The sequence below is a fragment of the Roseomonas elaeocarpi genome (genome assembly GCF_042433915.1).
GTDB classification, from domain to species: domain Bacteria; phylum Pseudomonadota; class Alphaproteobacteria; order Acetobacterales; family Acetobacteraceae; genus Roseomonas; species Roseomonas elaeocarpi.
On record NZ_JBHLUN010000005.1, the window covers coordinates 304,173 to 323,705 of the forward strand.

General features: G+C 65.0%; 19 protein-coding genes. 14 read left to right on the top strand and 5 right to left on the bottom strand.

From position 1 onward, the window contains the following. Positions 1-10: 10 nt before the first annotated feature. Entirely contained in the window at positions 11-490 is a 480-nt protein-coding gene (accB, locus tag ACFFGY_RS07040) for an acetyl-CoA carboxylase biotin carboxyl carrier protein (RefSeq protein WP_377043739.1), read from the bottom strand. Next, positions 487-957 carry a type II 3-dehydroquinate dehydratase gene (aroQ, locus tag ACFFGY_RS07045; protein WP_377043740.1) on the bottom strand — a complete coding sequence of 157 codons (471 nt, stop codon included), beginning with the start codon at positions 955-957 and terminating at the stop codon, positions 487-489. Before aroQ ends, accB begins: the two co-directional genes overlap by 4 nt. Positions 958-1,086: 129 nt before the next feature. Between aroQ and thiS the strand changes: the two genes are divergently transcribed. The 10 genes from thiS to puuE all read left to right on the top strand — a co-directional run bounded on the left by thiS (position 1,087) and on the right by puuE (position 10,909). Next, complete coding sequence (gene thiS / locus ACFFGY_RS07050) at positions 1,087-1,344, top strand: sulfur carrier protein ThiS (RefSeq protein WP_377043741.1); 258 nt, start codon at positions 1,087-1,089, stop codon at positions 1,342-1,344. After that, positions 1,345-2,148, top strand: coding sequence for a thiazole synthase (locus tag ACFFGY_RS07055; protein WP_377043742.1), 804 nt, complete (start codon positions 1,345-1,347; stop codon positions 2,146-2,148). A gap of 348 nt (positions 2,149-2,496) precedes the next feature. Next, a complete protein-coding gene (locus ACFFGY_RS07060; protein ID WP_377043743.1) occupies positions 2,497-3,627 on the top strand; it encodes a type III PLP-dependent enzyme in 1,131 nt (376 codons plus the stop codon). A gap of 94 nt (positions 3,628-3,721) precedes the next feature. Further along, positions 3,722-4,183 (top strand): Lrp/AsnC family transcriptional regulator, encoded by a 462-nt coding sequence (locus ACFFGY_RS07065; RefSeq protein ID WP_377043744.1) that lies wholly within the window; start codon positions 3,722-3,724, stop codon positions 4,181-4,183. Positions 4,184-4,284: 101 nt separating this feature from the next. Beyond that, entirely contained in the window at positions 4,285-5,856 is a 1,572-nt protein-coding gene (locus ACFFGY_RS07070) for an ABC transporter substrate-binding protein (protein WP_377043745.1), read from the top strand. A 14-nt stretch (positions 5,857-5,870) separates the two neighbouring features. Then, complete coding sequence (locus ACFFGY_RS07075; RefSeq protein WP_377043746.1) at positions 5,871-6,845, top strand: ABC transporter permease; 975 nt, start codon at positions 5,871-5,873, stop codon at positions 6,843-6,845. Further along, positions 6,842-7,768: an ABC transporter permease gene (locus tag ACFFGY_RS07080; protein ID WP_377043747.1), complete on the top strand. Its 927-nt coding sequence runs from the start codon at positions 6,842-6,844 to the stop codon at positions 7,766-7,768. The genes ACFFGY_RS07075 and ACFFGY_RS07080 overlap by 4 nt, the downstream gene beginning before the upstream one ends. 8 nt (positions 7,769-7,776) lie before the next feature. Further along, positions 7,777-8,781, top strand: coding sequence for an ABC transporter ATP-binding protein (locus tag ACFFGY_RS07085; RefSeq protein ID WP_377043748.1), 1,005 nt, complete (start codon positions 7,777-7,779; stop codon positions 8,779-8,781). Further along, on the top strand, positions 8,778-9,827 hold the full coding sequence (locus ACFFGY_RS07090; RefSeq protein WP_377044032.1) for an ABC transporter ATP-binding protein: 1,050 nt from the start codon (positions 8,778-8,780) through the stop codon (positions 9,825-9,827). Before ACFFGY_RS07085 ends, ACFFGY_RS07090 begins: the two co-directional genes overlap by 4 nt. A gap of 140 nt (positions 9,828-9,967) precedes the next feature. Then, positions 9,968-10,909 (top strand): allantoinase PuuE, encoded by a 942-nt coding sequence (puuE, locus tag ACFFGY_RS07095; RefSeq protein ID WP_377043749.1) that lies wholly within the window; start codon positions 9,968-9,970, stop codon positions 10,907-10,909. 96 nt (positions 10,910-11,005) lie between these two features. On the opposite strand, the gene ACFFGY_RS07100 is transcribed toward puuE, so the two are convergent. Both ACFFGY_RS07100 and mprF read right to left on the bottom strand, forming a co-directional pair. Further along, entirely contained in the window at positions 11,006-11,701 is a 696-nt protein-coding gene (locus tag ACFFGY_RS07100) for a virulence factor family protein (protein ID WP_377043750.1), read from the bottom strand. Between the two features lie 34 nt (positions 11,702-11,735). After that, entirely contained in the window at positions 11,736-14,483 is a 2,748-nt protein-coding gene (mprF, locus tag ACFFGY_RS07105) for a bifunctional lysylphosphatidylglycerol flippase/synthetase MprF (RefSeq protein WP_377043751.1), read from the bottom strand. A 416-nt stretch (positions 14,484-14,899) separates the two neighbouring features. Here mprF and ACFFGY_RS07110 point away from each other — a divergent pair, with 416 nt between their 5' ends. Further along, positions 14,900-16,495, top strand: a complete 1,596-nt coding sequence (locus ACFFGY_RS07110) for a 2-isopropylmalate synthase (RefSeq protein ID WP_377043752.1) — start codon at positions 14,900-14,902, stop codon at positions 16,493-16,495. Positions 16,496-16,563: 68 nt separating this feature from the next. On the opposite strand, the gene ACFFGY_RS07115 is transcribed toward ACFFGY_RS07110, so the two are convergent. Then, complete coding sequence (locus ACFFGY_RS07115; RefSeq protein WP_377043753.1) at positions 16,564-16,806, bottom strand: hypothetical protein; 243 nt, start codon at positions 16,804-16,806, stop codon at positions 16,564-16,566. Between the two features lie 192 nt (positions 16,807-16,998). Here ACFFGY_RS07115 and ACFFGY_RS07120 point away from each other — a divergent pair, with 192 nt between their 5' ends. From ACFFGY_RS07120 to mreD, 3 genes are read left to right on the top strand one after another with little or no spacing between them, the layout of a single operon-like run. Then, the gene (locus ACFFGY_RS07120; protein ID WP_377043754.1) at positions 16,999-18,042 is read left to right on the top strand and encodes a rod shape-determining protein; all 1,044 of its coding nucleotides are present in this window, start codon (positions 16,999-17,001) and stop codon (positions 18,040-18,042) included. Positions 18,043-18,092: 50 nt separating this feature from the next. After that, a complete protein-coding gene (mreC, locus tag ACFFGY_RS07125) occupies positions 18,093-18,953 on the top strand; it encodes a rod shape-determining protein MreC (protein WP_377043755.1) in 861 nt (286 codons plus the stop codon). Positions 18,954-18,983: 30 nt separating this feature from the next. After that, complete coding sequence (gene mreD / locus ACFFGY_RS07130) at positions 18,984-19,532, top strand: rod shape-determining protein MreD (protein ID WP_377043756.1); 549 nt, start codon at positions 18,984-18,986, stop codon at positions 19,530-19,532. The last annotated feature ends 1 nt before the right edge of the window (position 19,533 follow it).

Genomic DNA, 19,533 nt, shown 5'->3' on the forward strand with positions numbered 1-19,533 from the left:
GCTGTGAACCTTACTCGATAACCATGAGCGGTTCGCCGTATTCCACCGGCATTCCGTTCTCGACGAAGATGCGCGTTACCGTACCCGCCTTGGGCGCCTTGATCTGGTTGAAGGTCTTCATGGCTTCGATCAGCATGACCGTCTGTCCGGCCGAGACCTGCTGACCAAGGGTGACGAAGGCGGGAGCCCCGGGCTCCGGAAGCAGGTAGGCAACGCCCACCATGGGCGAGGTCACGGCACCGGCGTGCTGCTCCTCGGCCGAGTTCGCGGCCGCGGCCGGCTGGGAGAGGATGGTGGACGGGGACGTGGCCGCAGGCGCCGGGGCGGTCGGCGCCGCCACCTGCTGCACGGGCTGCGTCACCACGGTGACCTCGCGCGCGACGCGGATGCGGCTCTCGGCTTCGACGAGCTCGATCTCTGTCAGGTCGCTCTGGCGGAGGATCTCCGCGAGAGCTCGGATGGCTGTGGGGTCAAAGGAGAGGCCGCTCATACGTCATCGTCCATATCGTTCGAGGCAGTTCCGAGCAGCTCGGCCAGGGCCTGCAACCCAAGGGCATAGCCCTGGGAGCCGAGGCCGGAGATCACGCCTGTTGCTGCCCGTGAAATGTAGGAATGGTGCCGGAAGGCTTCCCGCCGGTGAACGTTGGTGAGGTGAACTTCCACCGTGGGCAAGCTGACCGCCAGCAACGCGTCCATGAGGGCAATGGAGGTGAACGAATAGCTCGCCGGATTGATCAGGATGCCTGAAGCGCGTCCCCGGCATTCCTGCACCCAGGAGATCAGCTCTCCCTCGATGTTGGACTGTCGGAAATCGATCGCCAGCCCCAGCCTCTCGGCGGTTTCGGCACACAGCATCTCAACGTCGTCGAGCGTGTCGACGCCGTAGAGATGAGGTTCGCGAAGCCCCAGGAGGTTGAGGTTGGGGCCGTTCAGAACGGCAATCAGCGGCGGGGGCAAGGACGTGCACCTCTTTAATCGGGCGGGGCTAGCAGGCAACGGGTGGAAGGGCAAGTTTTGCCGGATCAACCTGCCAGGCAGGGATTGAGACACTCTCGGTAAAGCAGGGTTGGACGCCGGGGAGGGCGCTTGCAGGGCACGGGACATCAAGCCACATGGCTATTTATGTCTGAAGCCAGCGAAGCCTTTCAGATCAGCGTAAACGGGGAAGGGCGCTCCGTCGAAGCAGGCCTCAGCCTCCAGCAACTGCTGGAGCAGCTGGGCTTGGATGTCCGCAAGGTCGCGGTGGAACGGAACGAGGAAATCGTGCCCCGCTCAACCTACGGTGCGGTCAAATTGCTCCAGGGAGACGCCCTGGAGATCGTTCATTTCATCGGAGGCGGGTGAGTGGCTCTGGGCAAAGACAGCTTGGCGGTGCCGGGTGACGAGTGGGAGGTGGCAGGGCGCCGCTTCCGCTCTCGCCTGATCGTGGGAACTGGACGCTACAAGTCCCTTGAGGAAACGGCTGCCGCGATCGAGGCGTCTGGCGCCGAGATCGTTACGGTGGCCGTGCGACGGGTTAATCTTTCCGATCCCGGAGCGCCGATGCTTCAGGATTTCGTGCCGCCGTCTCGTTATACTTACCTGCCGAACACCGCTGGCTGTCACACGGCGCGCGACGCCGTGCGGACATTGCGCCTCGCGCGGGAGGCCGGTGGCTGGAACCTGGTGAAGCTGGAGGTCCTCGGCCCACCGCCCTTCCTGTACCCCGATATGGCGGCGACCTTCGAGGCCGCGGAAGCACTGATCGCGGATGGCTTCGAGGTCATGGTGTACTGCGCCGATGACCCCGTGGCTGCCAAGAAGCTGGAGGAGATGGGCTGCGTCGCCATCATGCCGCTCGGCGCACCCATTGGCTCGGGGATGGGGATCACAAATCCCTACATGATCGGTGCCATCAAGCGGCAGGCGAAGGTGCCGGTGCTCGTGGACGCGGGCATCGGGACGGCATCGGAGGCCGCCGTGGCCATGGAGCTCGGCTGCGATGCTGTCCTGCTGAACAGCGCGATCGCCCATGCCGCGGACCCGGTCCGCATGGCCACCGCGATGCGTTTCGCGGTTCAGGCCGGGCGGGAAGCCTTCCTGGCGGGGCGGATGCAGCGCAACTACGCGGCTGATCCTTCGTCGCCGCTGTCGGGTACGATCCGCTAGTTTCCCTGCCATCACGGTTTCATGCGAAGGGCCGGAAGATTGCCGGTCCTTTCCAAACGCGACAGGAAAATCGGACCAGCTCTCCAAGCTTCTTAACTGCTGATTCCGGCGATAGGGCGGGCAGGGCGGAAAAATCTTGGTTTGCGCAAGGATCAGCCCTTGTGCCCCGATCGCAAGCATCATATCTGCCCGTCGCAACGCAGTACGCACGTGCCTCTGGCCCTCGGTGGTTACGCAACGACGTCAAGCGTCCTGGCAACCTCTGGTCGCTGGTTCGTTCGACCGTTCGTCAACACTGACAGGGCCCCACCGGATGGTGGCCCTGCCGCATTTTCGGAGGGTGGCGTCATGACCCCGAAGATTGACCAATTTCTGCGCTCCGAGGCGCCGGCGACTCCCTGCCTCGTGCTCGACGTCGACCGCGTCGAGGAAAACTTCCGGCGCCTGCAGGTCGCGATGCCGCTCGCTCGTATCTACTATGCCGTGAAGGCTAATCCGGCGGAGCCTGTTCTGAGCCGGCTGGTGGGCCTGGGCTCGTCGTTCGATGCCGCCTCCTTCGAGGAGGTCGAGGCCTGCCTCGCAGCTGGCGCCGCGCCGGAGCACATCTCGTACGGTAACACGATCAAGAAGGAGGCTGCCATCAAGGCCGCCTTTGATCGTGGCGTTCGGATGTTCGCCTTCGACTCCGAGGGCGAACTCCGGAAGCTCGCGCGGTCGGCGCCTGGCTCCCGCGTGTACTGCCGTATCCTCGTTGGCAATGATGGGGCGGAATGGCCGCTCAGCCGGAAGTTCGGCTGTGAGCTCGACATGGCGCGCGACCTGATGATCCTGGCGGCGGAACTCGGCCTCGACCCGTTCGGCTTGTCGTTTCACGTCGGATCGCAGCAGATCAAGACCACGGCTTACGAGGCGGCGATCGCCAAGGCGGCCATGCTGTTTACCGATCTGCGCGACGCCGGTGTTCAGGTTCGGATGATCAACCTGGGTGGTGGCTATCCGGTTCGCTACCGGTCCGAGGTTCCTGAGATCGATGCCTTCGGCGCGGCGATCATGGGCGCCATGACCGAGCACTTCGGCAATGCCTTGCCCGACATCGTCATCGAGCCCGGTCGCTTCATCGTGGGCGATGCGGGCGTCGTTTCGGCCGAGGTGGTCTTGGTGTCTCGCAAGGGCGAGGATGATCCCGTGCGTTGGGTCTACCTCGACATCGGCCGTTTCGGTGGGCTCGCGGAAACGGAAGGGGAAGCCATCAAGTACACCTTCCGCACGCCTCACGATGGGAGTGAGGAAGGACCCGTGACGATCGCCGGTCCGACCTGCGACAGCACCGACACGCTGTATGAGAAGTCGAACTACCGGCTGCCACTCCAGGTTGAGTCTGGCGATCGCATCGAGATCATGTCGACCGGTGCCTACGTGACGACCTATGCAAGCCAGCGCTTCAATGGCTTCGCTCCTTTGGCGGAGCACTACATCTAACCTCTGCGGGAGGTTGAGTACGGAACAGAGGCCCGGCACCTGTTGCCGGGCCTTTGGCTTTTCTGATCCCGGGAAAACGAGATAGGCTGGGATCATGGACGAGATAGATCGCAACATCCTCATTGCCGTTCAGAAGGATGGTGCGGCGGGCCTGGCAGAGCTGGCGAAGGTCGCTGGCCTGTCTGTTTCGGCAACGGCGGAACGCATCAAGCGTCTCGAGGAACGCAACACCATCCGCGGCTGGCGTGCCGATCTCGATCCGGAGGCGATCGGCTGCCCCCTGCTTGGCTTCGTTTTCGTGCGGACCTCGTCGGATGGGAGAGCCGCGTTCGAAGGGCTGATGCGAGGCCTGGAACCCGTTCTCGAGTGCCACAGCATCACTGGCTCATGGACTTTCCTTCTTAAGATCCGTGCCGAGAGCCTGCAGGCTCTCGAGACCTTCATTTCGGACGTTCTGGCGAGATTTGATGGCGTGGCGCGCGCCAAGCTCCTGATTGCCACCTCATCTGCGAAGGAAACATCCATACTGCCTATTTCTGAGGCAGACGAGGAATAAAACTCCTCCGATGGTCGATGACGGCAATATGGCAGGTGCATACCACCGCTGCTAAAACCGCCGGCCAGACCAGATGATCCGACTGTGGGAGTAGCGTTCCGATGTCTTTGCGTGTCGCAGCTTATGCCCTGGCTGCCGTGGTGTCCTTCGGCGCTACTGCTTCAGCCCAGAACCTCACCCTCGCAGTGGGGGCGCCTGTGACGTCGCTGGATCCCCACTACCATGCCCTGTCGCCGAACTATGCGGTGGCGGACATGCTTTTCGACAGCCTTACGACCTTCGATGCCAAGGGGAAGATCATTCCCCGGCTGGCGGACAGCTGGAAGCCGATCTCCTCCGACGTCTGGGAGTTCAAGCTTCATCCGGGCGTGAAGTTCCACAACGGGAATGATTTCACGGCCGATGATGTCAGCTTCACCATCGATCGTGTTCCGGCCGTGCCGAACAGCCCGTCTTCCTACGCGGTCTACACCCGTGGGATCACGCGGGTTGAAGTGATCGACCCCCTGACGGTGCACTTCCACACCAATGGCCCCTATCCTCTGCTGCCGTCGGACCTGGCGCAGATCGAGATGCTCGATCGGGAAACCCATCAGGGCGCGGCGACCGAGGACTTCAACAGCCTGAAGGTTGCGATCGGGACCGGTCCCTTCCGCGTGGTGTCCTATCGCAATGGGGACCGCATTGAGTACGAGCGGAACGACAATTACTTCGGCGAGAAGCCGGTGTGGCAGCGAGTAACCTATCGCATGATCACCAATGACGGGGCCCGCACAGCGGCGCTTCTCTCGGGTGACGTGGACTTCATTGATCAGGTGCCGACCAGCGATATTGCCAAGCTGCGCAATGACTCGCGCGTGCGGATGAGCGAGATCGCCGGGCTGCGGCTGATCTACCTGTACCTTGATCATCTGCACGACAGCTCCCCCCTGATCACCAGTGCCGACGGCGCGCCCTTGCCGAAGAACCCGCTGAAGGACGTGCGCGTACGGCGGGCCCTGACCCTGGCCATCGATCGTCAGGCGATCGTGGACCGGGTCATGGAAGGGGCCGCCGCACCCACTGGTCAGTTCCTCTCGATCGGTGCCTTCGGATCTCTCCCCGATCTGCAGGCTCCGCGCGTCAACGTCGAGGAGGCTAAGCGCCTCCTGGCCGAAGCGGGGTATCCCAACGGGTTCCGCATCGTCCTGAACGGTCCGAATGACCGCTACATGAACGATGCCCGGATCATTCAGGCCGTGGGGCAGATGTGGACACGGATCGGCGTCCGGACCCAGGTCGAGGCGCAGCCCTGGGCCGCCTTCGTGGCACGCGCCGCCCGGCACGAGCATGCGGCCGGATTGTCCGGCTGGGGCATTTCCTCGGGCGAAGCTACGTCGCCCCTGCGCTCTCTCCTCGCCACCATCAACCCTCAGCTCGGCTGGGGTGGTTCGAACCGTGGGGCCTACAGCAATCCGGCAATGGACGCGAAGCTGGCCGAGTCTCTCCAAACGCTGGACGATGCTAAGCGTGAGCAGCTCCTGCGCGAGGCGAGCCAGATCGCTATCGACGACGTCGGCATCATTCCGATCCATATCCAGAAGAACGTCTGGGCCATGCGGCCGGGCCTCGCGCATGCCGCGCGCGCCGACGAGCTGACGCGGGCCCAGGACATCACTCCAGTCGCCCAGTAACCAGGAATAGGCGTATGACGGTCTACCTCCTCCGCCGCCTGATCCAGGCGGCACTCGTGATGCTGGCGATGTCCGTAATCGTCTTCGTGGGCGTTTTCGCCATCGGCGATCCGGTGGAGATCCTGATCAGCCCCGATGCGGACCAGATGGAACGGGAACGCGCCATCCACGCGCTCGGCCTCGACCTTCCGCTCTGGCGTCAGTACCTGGCCTTCCTCGGCGCGGCGCTCCACGGTGACCTCGGCCGCTCCTTCGTGTTCAACGAGCCGGCGCTTCAGCTGATCCTGCAGCGCATGCCGGCCACGCTGGAGCTCGCGCTGGGCGCGACCTTCCTGGCACTCCTCATCGGTATCCCCCTGGGCCTCTACGCGGGGCTCAAGCCGAAGTCGCCGGTTTCCTCGACGATCATGGCGGGTTCGATCCTGGGCTTTTCCCTGCCCACCTTCTGGGTCGGCCTGATGCTGATCATGGTCTTCGCCGTGCAGCTGGGCTGGCTGCCCTCCACCGGGCGCGGCGAAACGGTCAGCGTGCTCGGGGTGCGGTGGTCATTCCTGACGCGCGACGGGCTGGCCCACATGGCCATGCCGGCGCTCAACCTGGCGCTGTTCAAGATCTCGCTCGTCGTGCGCCTGACCCGGGCGGGCGTGCGCGAAACCATGCTGATGGACTTCGTGAAGTTCGCCCGAGCGAAGGGCCTGACCAACGCGCGGATCATCTCCGTGCACGTCTTCAAGAACATTCTCATCCCGGTCGTCACCGTGGTCGGCCTGGAGCTCGGCTCCACGATCGCCTTCTCGGTGGTAACGGAAAGCGTCTTCGCCTGGCCAGGGATGGGCAAGCTCATCATCGACAGCATCAACGTGCTGGATCGGCCGGTGATCGTGGCCTACCTCATGATCATCGTCCTGATGTTCATCGTCATTAACCTGACCGTCGATCTTCTTTACTCGGCGCTTGATCCGCGGGTCAGGCTGGAGAGCAAATCATGAGCGTTACGACCGCAGGGTCGGCTGCGCCACCGACCAAACCCGCCAAGGTCGAAACCCCGTTCAGGCGCTTCGTGTCGGATTTTGCCGCCTCGAAGCTGGCCATGTTCGGGCTGGTCGTTTTCGTCATCATTGTACTGCTTGCGATCTTCGCGCCCCTGATCGCGCCGCAGAATCCTTACGACCTCGCGCAGCTCGATATCATGGACGGGCGCCTGGAACCCGGCTCGCAGAACGCCGATGGCACGATGACCTACTGGCTCGGGACCGATGACCAGGGGCGCGACATGCTGTCGGGCATTCTCTACGGCCTCCGGATCAGCCTCATCGTCGGCGCGGGATCAGCCATTGTCGCCGCCCTCGTCGGGGCGTCGCTGGGCATGCTTGCGGCCTATGCTGGTGGGCGGACCGATACGGTCATCATGCGCCTCGTTGACCTCCAGCTGTCCTTTCCCTCCATCCTCGCCGCGTTGATGATCCTCGCCTTCCTGGGGAAGGGCATCGCCAATGTCGTGCTGGCGTTGATCGTGGTCGAGTGGGCCTACTACGCCCGGACCGTCCGCGGGACTGCGCTGGTGGAGCGCCGGCGCGAATACATCGAGGCGGCGCAGTGCCTCGCCCTGCCGACGCACCGGATTATCTTCCGGCACCTGCTGCCGAATTGTTTGCCGCCACTGATCGTAGTGGGAACGATGCAGGTGGCCCGCGCCATCGCTCTCGAGGCGACCTTGTCGTTCCTGGGCCTCGGCGTTCCGATCACCGAGCCCTCGCTCGGCCTGCTGATCTCGAATGGCTACGAGTACATGCTGTCCGGCAAATACTGGATCTCCTTCTACCCGGGCATCGCCCTTCTGGTGACGATCGTCTCCATCAACTTGGTGGGTGACCACCTCCGCGATGTCCTGAACCCGAGGCTGCAGAAGTGAGCGCCGCCGTGAAAGTTGCTGCCACGAGCGCGGCTCCGACGCTGGAGGTGCGTGACCTCCAGACGCATTTCTTCACCCGCGCCGGTGTGGTGAAGGCTGTCGACGGCGTGTCCTTCACGGTCGGTCGCGGCAAGGTTCTCGGCTTGGTCGGAGAGTCCGGCTCCGGCAAGACGGTCACCGGCTTCTCCATCATGCGGCTAGTCGACTCGCCGGGCCGGCTGGTGGGTGGCCAGATCCTCTTCCAGGGTCGTGACCTGGCGACGGTGCCGGAAGAGGAGATGCGGCAGCTGCGCGGCAGCCGGATCGCCATGATCTTCCAGGATCCGATGATGACGCTGAATCCGGTTCTGCGCATCGACACCCAGATGATCGAGACCGTGCTGGCGCACGAGAAGGTTTCCCGCGAAGAAGCCCGACAGCGCGCGCGCGACACGCTGGGAATGGTGGGGATCCCCAGCCCGGATGAGCGCCTGAAGGCTTACCCGCACCAGTTTTCCGGCGGAATGCGGCAGCGCGTGGCCATCGCCATTGCCCTGCTGCACCGCCCTGACCTGATCGTGGCGGATGAGCCGACCACCGCGCTGGACGTGACGATCCAGGGACAGATCCTGGCAGAGGTTCAGAAGCTCGCCACGACGACCGGCACCTCGCTGATCTGGATCACCCACGATCTGTCCGTGGTGGCGGGCCTCGCCGACGACCTCGCCGTCATGTACGCGGGGCGCGTCGTGGAATACGGCGACGTCAGCGAGGCGCTCGACCATCCCCTGCATCCCTACACCGTGGGGCTGCTCGGGTCGGTTCCGAGCCGCAACAGGCGAGGGGAGCCGCTCCGCCAGATCCCGGGCATGTCGCCCAACGTCCTGCACCTGCCCCCTGGCTGCGCGTTCCGCGCCCGCTGCCCGCGTGCTCAGCCGAAGTGCCAGGAGTTCCCGCTCCTGGATGAGAAGCTGCCCGGCCGATGGGCGCGCTGCTTCTTTCCCCATACCGAAGCGACGGAGGCCGCGGCATGAGCATGACGCTCGACCGGCCGGAGACAATCGTGCCCGAACTCACCGGCATTCCCATCATCGAGGCGAAGGGCGTGTCCCGTCGCTTCAGCAAGAAGCTGGATTTTGCCGGCAAGATCGCGAAGCGTCTCGGCGCCCCGATGCGCGAGGAAGTCGTGCATGCCGTCGACGGCGTCGACCTCACCGTCCGGAAGGGGGAGGTGGTCGGGCTTGTCGGTGAGTCGGGCTGCGGCAAGTCGACGCTCGGGCGCATGGTGGCTGGCATCCTGCCCCCGAGCGACGGTGAGATCCTGTGGCACGGGCGCAGCAGATCGCAGCTGAGCGGCAAGGAAGCGCGTGAAGCCAAGCTTCGTGCTCAGATGATCTTCCAAGATCCCATGTCGTCGCTCAATCCGCGACTCAGGGTCAACGAGATCATCGGTGAGGCGCCGTTGGTTCACGGCCTCGCCAAGCGAGGCGACCTCGAGAACTACGTCGACGAGCAGATGCGGCGTGCCGGCCTCGATCCGACCTTCAAGCGCCGCTACCCGCACCAGTTCTCCGGCGGACAGCGCCAGCGCATCGGAATTGCCCGTGCCCTGGCCGTGCAGCCGGAGTTCCTCGTTTGCGACGAATCCGTCGCCGCGCTGGACGTTTCGATCCAGGCGCAGGTGCTGAACCTGTTCATGCGGCTGCGGCGCGAACTGGACCTGACCTACCTTTTCATCTCGCACGACCTCGGCGTCGTGGAGCACCTCAGCAACCGGGTGGTGATCATGTACCTCGGCCGCGTGGTCGAGGAGGCGCCGTCCGAGGAAGTCTTCGCGCGGCCCAATCATCCTTACACCCAGTCGCTTCTCGCCTCCGTCCCCCGGATCGAGGCGCGCAAGAAGAACTTCGTGACCGTCAAGGGTGAGATCCCGTCCCCGCTCAACCCGCCGCCCGGCTGCCACTTTCATCCCCGCTGCCCGCACGCCTTCGATCGCTGCCGGGTTGAGCGGCCGATGTTGAAGACGGTGGCCCCTGGGCATCGCAGCGCCTGTCACCTCAACGATCTGGCTGGGGCGTAAGATGAGGGGGAAGGTACTCGGTTGCCTGCTGCTGGTGGCCCTCGGGCTCACGGCCTGTCAGGCCGCCCGTGATGAGGCGTCGAGCGGCCTCTATCTCGGCGGTGCCGCCGGCACCACCTTCCGCAGCACGCGCTGACGCCATGACCAAACCCGCTCCGGTTGGGATGATGGCCCAGGAGAGTGCCTACCCGCGCAACTTCATCGGCTACGGTGCCAATCCTCCCGATCCGCGGTGGCCTAACGGAGCGAGGCTCGCGCTGTCGTTCGTCCTTAACTACGAGGAAGGCGGCGAGAACACCGTGTTGAACGGTGACAGCATCTCCGAAGCCTACCTGCATGAGATCCCCGGCGGTTCTGCCCGGCAGGGTCGGCGTGACGAGACGACGGAAAGCCAGTTCGACTACGGCGCCCGTGTGGGGGTCTGGCGTATCCTGCGCCTCTTCAAGGAGCGCGGCCTGCCCCTGACTGTTTACGGCGTCGGCCGGGCCCTGGAACTCAACCCTGACGTCGGCAAGGCCTTCGCCGATGCCGGGCATGAGGTGGCGTGCCACGGGCAACGCTGGATCAACTATGCTGAGGTGGATGAGACCACCGAACGCGAACACATCGCCCAGAATGTTGAGGCCGTGACCAAGACGGTCGGCGTGCCGCCGGTGGGCTGGTACACCGGGCGCATCAGCCCCAACACCCGGCGCCTCGTCGCGGAACATGGGGGGTTCCTCTACGACTCCGATGCGTACGACGATGACCTGCCGCACTACGTCGAGGTCGCCGGTAAACCCCACCTCATCCTGCCGTATACCTTCGACAACAATGACATGAAGTTCTCGGTTCCTCCCGGGTTCGGTGGGACTGATGCTTTCACGACCTATCTTCGCGACTCCCTCGACTTCCTCCGTGACGAAGGGCGCGCGACGCCGCGCATGATGACGGTGGGTCTGCATTGCAGGCTGGTGGGGCGGCCGGGCAGGGCGGCAGCCCTGGCTCGCTTCCTGGATCATGTTGTCAGTTGTTCGGACGTGTGGGTGTGCCGCAGGGCAGATATCGCGCGTCACTGGTGGCAGGAACATCCACCCGGCTGACGCCCCGCTCTCGATGAGGCTTGTTCCGGCGCACCTGCTCACGGGCTCAACCGCGTGCAGGTCGCGACAGTGCGGTCCGGGGAGGGCGGCGTACCGTTACCGTATCCGCTCCATGATGCGTTCCGCCAGGGCTTCATAATTTTCGTCGAAGTGGTGCCCGCCCGCCGTCTCGATGATCTGGGCACGTTTCGCGTCCAGAAGCGTGCAGCCGGTTTCGTCAGCCTCATCGCGCCCGTAGAAGCATTGGAAGATGTCTTGGTTGACGGAACTCAACTCAGGCTCGATGGCAATCTCGTCCGACCCGCCAAGTCCCACGAAGCCGGACGCCGTGATCTCGTAGTCGGCGTCGCGTGACATCGCGAGGCACGAAATCAGCCGCACTCGGGCGCGGGTGCTGGGCGGGAGGCGGTTGTAGGCTGACGGAAGAACGTCAGCGCCGAAGGAATAACCCACCAGGGCGACGCGTGGCGTCCGCCACCTGGCCGCGTAAGCCTCGATGGCCGCCGTGACGTCCTGCGCAACATCCTCGACGCTGCGATGGCGCCAGAAGTACTCAAGGCAGTCCCAGCCCAGTACCGGGATGCCACGGGCCTGCAGGATGTTGCCGATGGTGCGATCGAGATCCTGCCAGCCTCCATCCCCTGAAAGAATGATCACGAAGGTATCGTTCAGGGGCCGTGAGACCGGAAGTTCCACCAGGTAAGGCGCCGGACTGTTCGGTTCAGGCGTATGCGCACGCTGCGGAACGAGGGTGCACCCGAGACTGGCAAGAAGCAGGATGCGTCGGTTCACGAGCAAACCCGACGACGCGCGAACAAATCTTTCATCATTTCCCTACCACGCCGCGAAGACCGCCTGCCTGCAGGGCCGCAACGTCGGCCAGCACGACCCAGGGATCGAGGCCGCCGCTGGCGCAAAGGTAGCGGGGCTCCCAGACCGGATCGAACTTCTCCTTGAAGGCGCGCAGCCCTTTGAAGTTGTAGAAGCGACTGCCACGCCGGAACACCATGTCGCCGAGCTTGTGCCAGGCAGGCGCCAGCCGGTGCGCCGCCAGACCTGACAGGGGCGCCATCCCCAGGTCGAAATGCACGTAGCCTTGTTCCTTGGCTCTCAGCAGAAGGCGGATGAACAGGAAGTCCATGGTGCCGGCAGGCGCATCCGACACGTGCCTCATGAGGTCGACGGACGCTTCCGCCTTGCTCCCTGGTGTTTCCGACAGCGTCGCGAAGGCGAGGAGACGCCCGTCGCGATCCCGAACCACGGCGACGGGTTGGGCGGAAACGTAGCTCGCCTCGAAGGCTCCGATCGAGAACGCCTTTTCCCGTGCTGCCTGGGAGGTGAGCCAGGCGTCGGAGACTTGCCGAAGCTCCGGCAGGATGGAGGGAACGTCAGCCGCGGGAACAACGGTGAAAACCATCCCCTCGCGCTCAGCGCGATTGACCGCGTTGCGGAGGTTCGACCTGGAGCGACCCTTGAGATCGAACTGGGCCAGCGGCACCCGGGCGGCTTCCCCAAGCTTCACCGGACGGAATCCAGCATCGAGGTAGAATGGCAGGCTGTCGGCGCGAACTTGGTAGAAGGCAGCCCTGCCACCCTGCGCATCGGCGAGTTCCACGAAGCGCCAGACAAGGTCGCTCCACTGTGCCCGCGGGCCGATCGGGTCGAACAGGGCGATCCAGGACCGCCCACGCTGCCCGTACATGACAAAGGCATCCTGACGCGCGGAGAAGAGCAGGGCCTTGTCCCCCATCCGCACGAGCTGTGCGTCAGCCCTGTCGTGATGGTTGGCGATCTCGGCCGCGAGGCGCAACTCCTCGGAACTGGGCAGTCGCGGCTTGCTGCGGGCCGTCCGGGTCAGGCTCCACAGGCCGAATGCCCCTAGGCCGAGCGCCGCAGCCAGCGTGACGCGCAATCCGCGCGGCGCGTCCTCATCGAACTCGAAGCGCCACCAGAGTTCATTGCTGTAGGGCACGTCACGGTTGGCGAAGAACAGGAGCCAGACCGTAGCGGCCACGACGCACCCCACCGCCAGCAGCCATCCCGGCCGCAAGGGCTGAGCGAGCAGGGCGGCGCGGCGGTCGAAGCGATGGCGCGTCGCGAGCAGTGCGATCAGGAGCAGCGCCAAGGCCAGGATCGCCAGGAGGCTTCCTCCGCGAGCCACCGAGAGGATGATGCCTCCGACAGCGCATAGCAGGCTGGCCCACCAGGCCGCATCGAGCCGATGCACCAGTCGTTCCGCGACGAGCAGCAGCAGGAACCCGCCGACGCTGGACAGGAGGTGCGAAGCCTCGAAGAGGGGTGCCGGCAGAACAGGGGCGAGAAGTCCCGGTCCCTCGTCGCCGCTCGGCGCGACGCCGCCCAGCAACAGAACGGCGCCCGCCATAAAGGCCAGGGCACCCAGGAACCGCGGTGCCAGTCGCGAAGCCGCGCGGGCCGCCCGGGACTGTCCGGCGACGGTGGCGCCCCGCCGCGCCTCTGGCGCCACCAGCAGCAGCACGGCAAGCGCCAGGGGGGCTGCGTAGTAGATGGCACGGTACAGCAGCAGGCCGGCAGCGACCTGATCGAGCGGCACCGGGGCGTCCCGGAAGGCCAGCAGGATGATCGCCTCAAAAACACCGACGCCACCCGGCAGATGGCTCACCAGCGCCACGGCGACAGCGATGGCGTAGATCGGCAGAAAGGTGGAAAGCGGCGCCGCACCGTTGGGCAGCAGAAGCCACAGCACCGTCGCCGAGGCGCCAACATCGGCCAGCGAAATCAGGAACTGCGCGAGGGTGAGTCGCGCCGATGGCAGACGGAAGGTAAACTGACCCAGCGACACGTTGCGCCGGAGGCCGCAGAGCGCCAGGAAACCCAGAAGTGCGAGCACGGCAGCCCCCGCGCCCCAGCGTAAGACGAAGCCCGGGATCCCGAGCCAGGCTCCGACCCACCGTCCCCCTGCGAGGATGCCGATGATGCCGACGGCGACCACGCCGAGCCCGAAGGCGACCGTGATGAAGCCGATGATCCGGGCCACCTGCGACGGCTTGAGGCCGGCCGCCGTATAGATCCTCCAGCGGACGGCACCGCCGGTGAAAGCCCCGACTCCCACCGTGTTGCTGAGGGCGAAGCCAGTGAAGGAGGCGAGAGCAACGATCCGGAAGGGCACCGCTCCGCTGGCGCCGACGTAGCGCAAGGCCGTGTAGTCGTAACCGATCATTGCGCTGTAGCTGACCACAGTCGCCAGTACGGCGCCGGCCAGGACATGCCATCGCGTGGTGCTGACGGCAGTTTCCACCGCGTCGTAGTCGAGTTCCGAGGAAAGGCTGCGGAGCGACAGGAGAACAAGCACGACCAGGGCACCCGCGAGGCCACCCAGGAGCCACGGTCTCGCGGCCGCGAGGCGCAGGGACCAGCGGGACGGCAAGACCTCTCCCACCGCAGGCGCGGGGAGGAACGGGGCAGCTTCCTCGACCTGCACCGACGGCGCCGGAAGGACCGGTGCAGGAGTACCCGCATCCAGCGATGCGCCTGAGGTCGTGGCTTCCTCAGGCCGTGAATCCCGACGCTGCCTTTCCCCCTTCAACTGTTCCATGCGGCTCCCGACGTCCGGTCTACTTCTTCAGCCAAGCTAATGCTCTGGGCGTTCAGCAAGGTTGAACAGGAAAGGCCAGCTTCACGCCCACGGCCTCTCGGATGCGCCTTTAGCCATGCCTTGGCGTCAGCACTAGGGCAGTCTGGTGGGGCAGAAGGGTGACGGAGCATCGCTTGCCGTCCGCATTCCCTGGTGGTAACCATCCACCCGATGGCATTTCCGGGCGCCCTTTCTGCGAAGGCTGCGGCTGTTTTCAGCCTTGCCGACGCGCGCCTGCTTCTCCTCCGACTTACTGGCCCCTGGGCGTAATCCAGGCCGTCGAGGCCACGCTCAGGGGGACCGAGACCTTGCCCTTGTCCTCACCTTGCTGAGGCAGAAGGGCAAACGACCCTCCATCCAGTAAGAGCCACCACATCATGACGATTCAGCATCCTTCTTTCGGTACCCTGTCCGATGACCGGGTCATCATCTTCGACACCACCCTGCGGGATGGTGAGCAGTCGCCTGGCTTCTCCATGAACCTGGAGGAAAAGCTGCGGATGGCCGAAGCCCTTTCCGACCTGGGGGCCGACGTGCTGGAGGCCGGCTTCCCGATCGCGAGCCCGGGCGACTTCGAGAGCGTCCAGTCCATCGCGCGGCGCTTCAGCAAGTCAGGCCCGGTGGTCTGCGGCCTGTCGCGCTCCGCACCGAAGGACATCCTGCGGGCAGCCGAGGCCGTGAAGGAAGCGGCCCGGCCCCGCATCCATACCTTCATCTCGACCTCTCCGCTGCACATGAGCGTCAAGCTGCGCATGACGCCGGAGCAGGTTCTGGAAGCGGTGGCCAATTCGGTCACCCTGGCGCGCCAGCATACCGCCGATGTCGAATGGTCGGCCGAGGACGGAAGCCGGACGGAGCCGGATTTCCTGTGCCGCTGCGTGGAAACGGCGATCAAGGCCGGTGCGACCACCATCAACATCCCCGACACCGTGGGCTACGCCCTGCCGGAAGACATGACGCGGATCTTCGCCATGTTGCGGGAGCGTGTTCCCGGCGCGGATGGCGTCATCTTCTCGACGCACAACCACAACGATCTGGGTCTGGCTGTCGCGAACACCTTGTCGGCACTGAAGGCCGGTGCACGACAGGTCGAATGCACCATCAACGGCATCGGAGAGCGGGCTGGCAACGCGAGCCTGGAAGAGGTCGCCATGGCGCTGCGCACGCGCCAGGAAGCGTTGGGCTACAAGACCGAGATCGTCACCAAGAACATTCTTCGCACCTCGCGCCTGCTGGCGACGATCACCGGCTTCGACGTGCAGCCTAACAAGGCCATCGTCGGGCGCAACGCCTTCGCCCATGAGTCCGGCATCCACCAGGATGGCATGCTGAAGGATCGTGGCACCTACGAGATCATGACGCCGGAAAGCGTCGGCTGGACCACGTCCTCGCTGGTTATGGGCAAGCATTCGGGCCGCGCCGCCTTCCGCGACAAGCTGAAGGCGCTGGGCTACGAGGTGGGCGACAACCAGCTCAACGATGCCTTCGCGCGCTTCAAGGAAATTGCCGACCGCAAGAAGGTCGTCTACGACGAGGACATCGTTGCGCTGGTCGATGACCAGATCCTGCGCGGCAGTGACCGGCTCCGTCTGGTGGCGCTCACGGTCGCAACCGGCCTGCACACGCGTCCGATGGCCACCATGAAGGCCGAGATCGACGGCGAGGAGAGGGAGGGCATGGCCGTCGGCGACGGCGCCGTGGATGCGACCTTCAACGCCATCCGGCAGGTCTTCCCGCATGAGGCCGGACTGCGTCTGTACGCGGTGCAATCCGTGACCGGCGGAACCGACGCGCAGGCCCGCGTCACGGTCAGGCTGGAAGAAGCCGGCAAGCTCGTCGACGGTCAGGGCTTCGACACGGACACGATCGTCGCCTCGGCGAAGGCCTACGTGCATGCCCTGAACAAGCTCCTGATCAAGCGGGAGCGCACCGCGCCGGCGGACATGGCCGGGGCGGACTCCACCGCGGCCTGAGACCTGCGCAAACAAGAAGGGCACCTCCTTGCGGAGGTGCCCTTCTCATCAGGACTAGGTCCTAGTGATCAACGCCAGACGGGGCGACCCAAGTTCACGTCGCGGCCACTGGTCAGAGCGCCACCCGCGGCACCGGCAGCACCGCCGATCAGGGCGCCCGTACCAACATTGCCACCCGTCAGAGCACTCACGCCTGCACCCGCACCCGCACCCAGCAGACCACCCGACACCGCACGGTCACCGGTGCTGTAGCCACAAGCACCCAGGCTGAGACCAGCAATGGCCAGAAGGGCGAGACTGGACTTGCGCATTCGATCCTCTCCAAAATGACATGTTCACTCGGAAGCTCGATTTTTGGAGCCTCTGCCGTCGGGTAACGCAGAGTGGAACAACTTGGTTGCCGGCCGTTGATCGGGACTTGAGCCTGAGGCCACCAGGGGCTAGTCAGACCCGCCCTGTTCCTGGGCACACCTCCCTTTTCTCCCTTCACGAGGCGTAAGCGCATGTTTTCCCGCATGTTCGGCTTCCTTTCGGCCGACATGGCCATCGATCTCGGGACGGCAAACACCCTCGTCTACGTGAAGGGTCGCGGCATTGTTCTGAACGAGCCGTCCGTCGTGGCCATCGCCGACATTCGTGGCCGGAAGCAGGTCCTGGCCGTTGGCGAGGAAGCCAAGCAGATGCTTGGCCGCACCCCGGGCAACATCGCGGCGATCCGCCCGATGCGAGACGGCGTGATCGCGGATTTTGAAGTCGCGGAAGAGATGATCAAGCATTTCATCCGCAAGGTTCACAACCGGCGCTCCTTCGCCTCGCCGATGATCGTGATCTGCGTGCCGTCCGGTTCAACCGCGGTGGAGCGCCGCGCGATCCAGGAAAGCGCCGAGAGTGCCGGCGCGCGCAAGGTGCTGCTGATCGAGGAGCCCATGGCCGCCGCGATCGGTGCGGGCCTGCCGGTGACCGAGCCCTCGGGCTCCATGGTCGTGGATATCGGCGGCGGCACCACGGAAGTGGCCGTGATCTCGCTGGGCGGCATCGTTTACGCACGTTCGGTCAGGGTCGGCGGCGACAAGATGGACGAGGCGGTGATCAGCTACATCCGCCGTCAGTTCAACCTGCTGATCGGCGAAAGCAGCGCCGAGCGCATCAAGATGGAGATTGGTGCTGCCTCGCTGCCCGAGTACGGCGAGGAGGGGCCGGTGACCGAGGTCAAGGGGCGCGACCTGATGAACGGCGTTCCGCGCGAGGTCTGGGTCAGCCAGCGGCAGATCTCCGAGAGCCTGAGTGAGCCGGTCACGGCCATCGTGGAGGCGGTGAAGGTCGCCCTGGAAAACACCCCTCCCGAGCTCGCCGCCGACATCGTCGACAAGGGCATCGTGCTGACCGGCGGGGGTGCGCTGCTCAACCGCCTCGATCAGGTTCTGCGGGACGCTACGGGTCTGCCGGTCTCGGTGGCAGAGGAGCCCTTGTCCTGCGTGGCGCTCGGCACCGGGCGGGCTCTTGAGGAAATGAAGCGGCTTCGCCACGTGCTGTCATCGATGTATTAAGAGCTCTTGATCGCGGGGGCCGCGATGAGCCCCTGCTGGGACACGCGTGAATGATCCGACTGAGCATACCGCTTCGTCAGGCCCTGGCGCGGCTCACCTTGCCTGTGCTGATTGCCGCGGCGTTTGGCCTCATGCTCCTGGGCAAGGCGGATGCGGTCCTGGTGAACCGCGCGCGGATTTCGCTTTCGGATGCTCTCGCGCCCTTCTACGCCGCCATCGCCCAGCCGGTGAGCTTCGTGCGGGACACCGCCGGCGATCTGCGCAATCTGTGGTGGCTGCGTTCCGAGAATGCGCAGCTGCGTGAGGAGAACGAGAAGCTTCGGCATTGGGAGGCCACGGCGCTGTCCCTGGATGCCGAGAACACCCTCCTCCGGCGGCAGCTCTCCTATGTTTCGACCTCCACCTCGTCCTTCCACACCGTCAGGGTGGTGGCCGATGCCGGCGGCATCTACGCGCGCGCGGTTCTGCTCGCCACGGGGCCGAACCTCCAGCTGCGAAAGGGGCAGGTGGCCCTGGACGGCAGAGGGCTCGCCGGACGCGTCACCGAGGTCGGGGAGCGGTCGGCACGCGTTCTGCTGGTCACCGACATCAACAGCCGCATACCGGTGGTGCTGGAAGGCTCGCGCTCCCGCGCCATGATGGTGGGTAGCAACAACGATCGGCCTCGTCTGCAGCACTGGCCCGAGGGCATGCCGCCCAAGGAAGGTGAGCGGGTGGTGACCGGGGCGGAGGCCGCGAGCTTCCCGGCCGGTCTTCCGGTCGGCGTCGTTCACTGGTCCGAGGACACGGGGGTGCCCGAGGTGGAACTCTATGCCCACCTGGATCGTCTCGACATGCTTCGCATCTTTGACTTCGGGTTGGCGGGCATCCTGCCTCCGGAGGCTGTCACCCGCCCCGAAGGGCGCCGGTGAGATGCGACGCAGCTTCGAAGCGGCCCATCCATGCTCCTGAGGAAAGGTCAGGGTCAGCCGGATCCTGCGCCAGGTCTCCTCAAGCGGCTCGATGCACTGGCGCGGAGTGCTTTCCCGATTGCCAGCGCCGCGGTGGCTCTCCTGCTGCTGGCCGCTCCCACCAACCTGCCTCCCTTCGGGCCCAGCCTGATGCTGTGCTGTACCTTCTTCTGGTCGCTCTTCAGGCCGGCCGGCGTTCCGGCCCCAGCCGTGTTCCTTCTGGGCCTCCTGCAGGACCTCCTGAGCTTCTCGCCACTGGGGCAGGGTGTCCTGATCCTGCTGCTGGCCCACGGCACGGCGCTGCGCCTGCGCCACATCCTGGTGAAGCAATCCTTCCTGCTGGTATGGCTGGCTTTCTGCCTCATCGCTTTGTCGCTTTGCCTGCTCACCTACATCCTGGAGATGCTCCTCAACTGGCACGTGGTTCCCATCTCCTTCGCGCTGATCGAGGCCGGCCTGGCCTGTGGCCTCTACCCTCTGGTGGCGGCTCTGCTGACGCGGGTGCACGAGGCCATTCAGCACGCCGAGGCACTGGCATGAG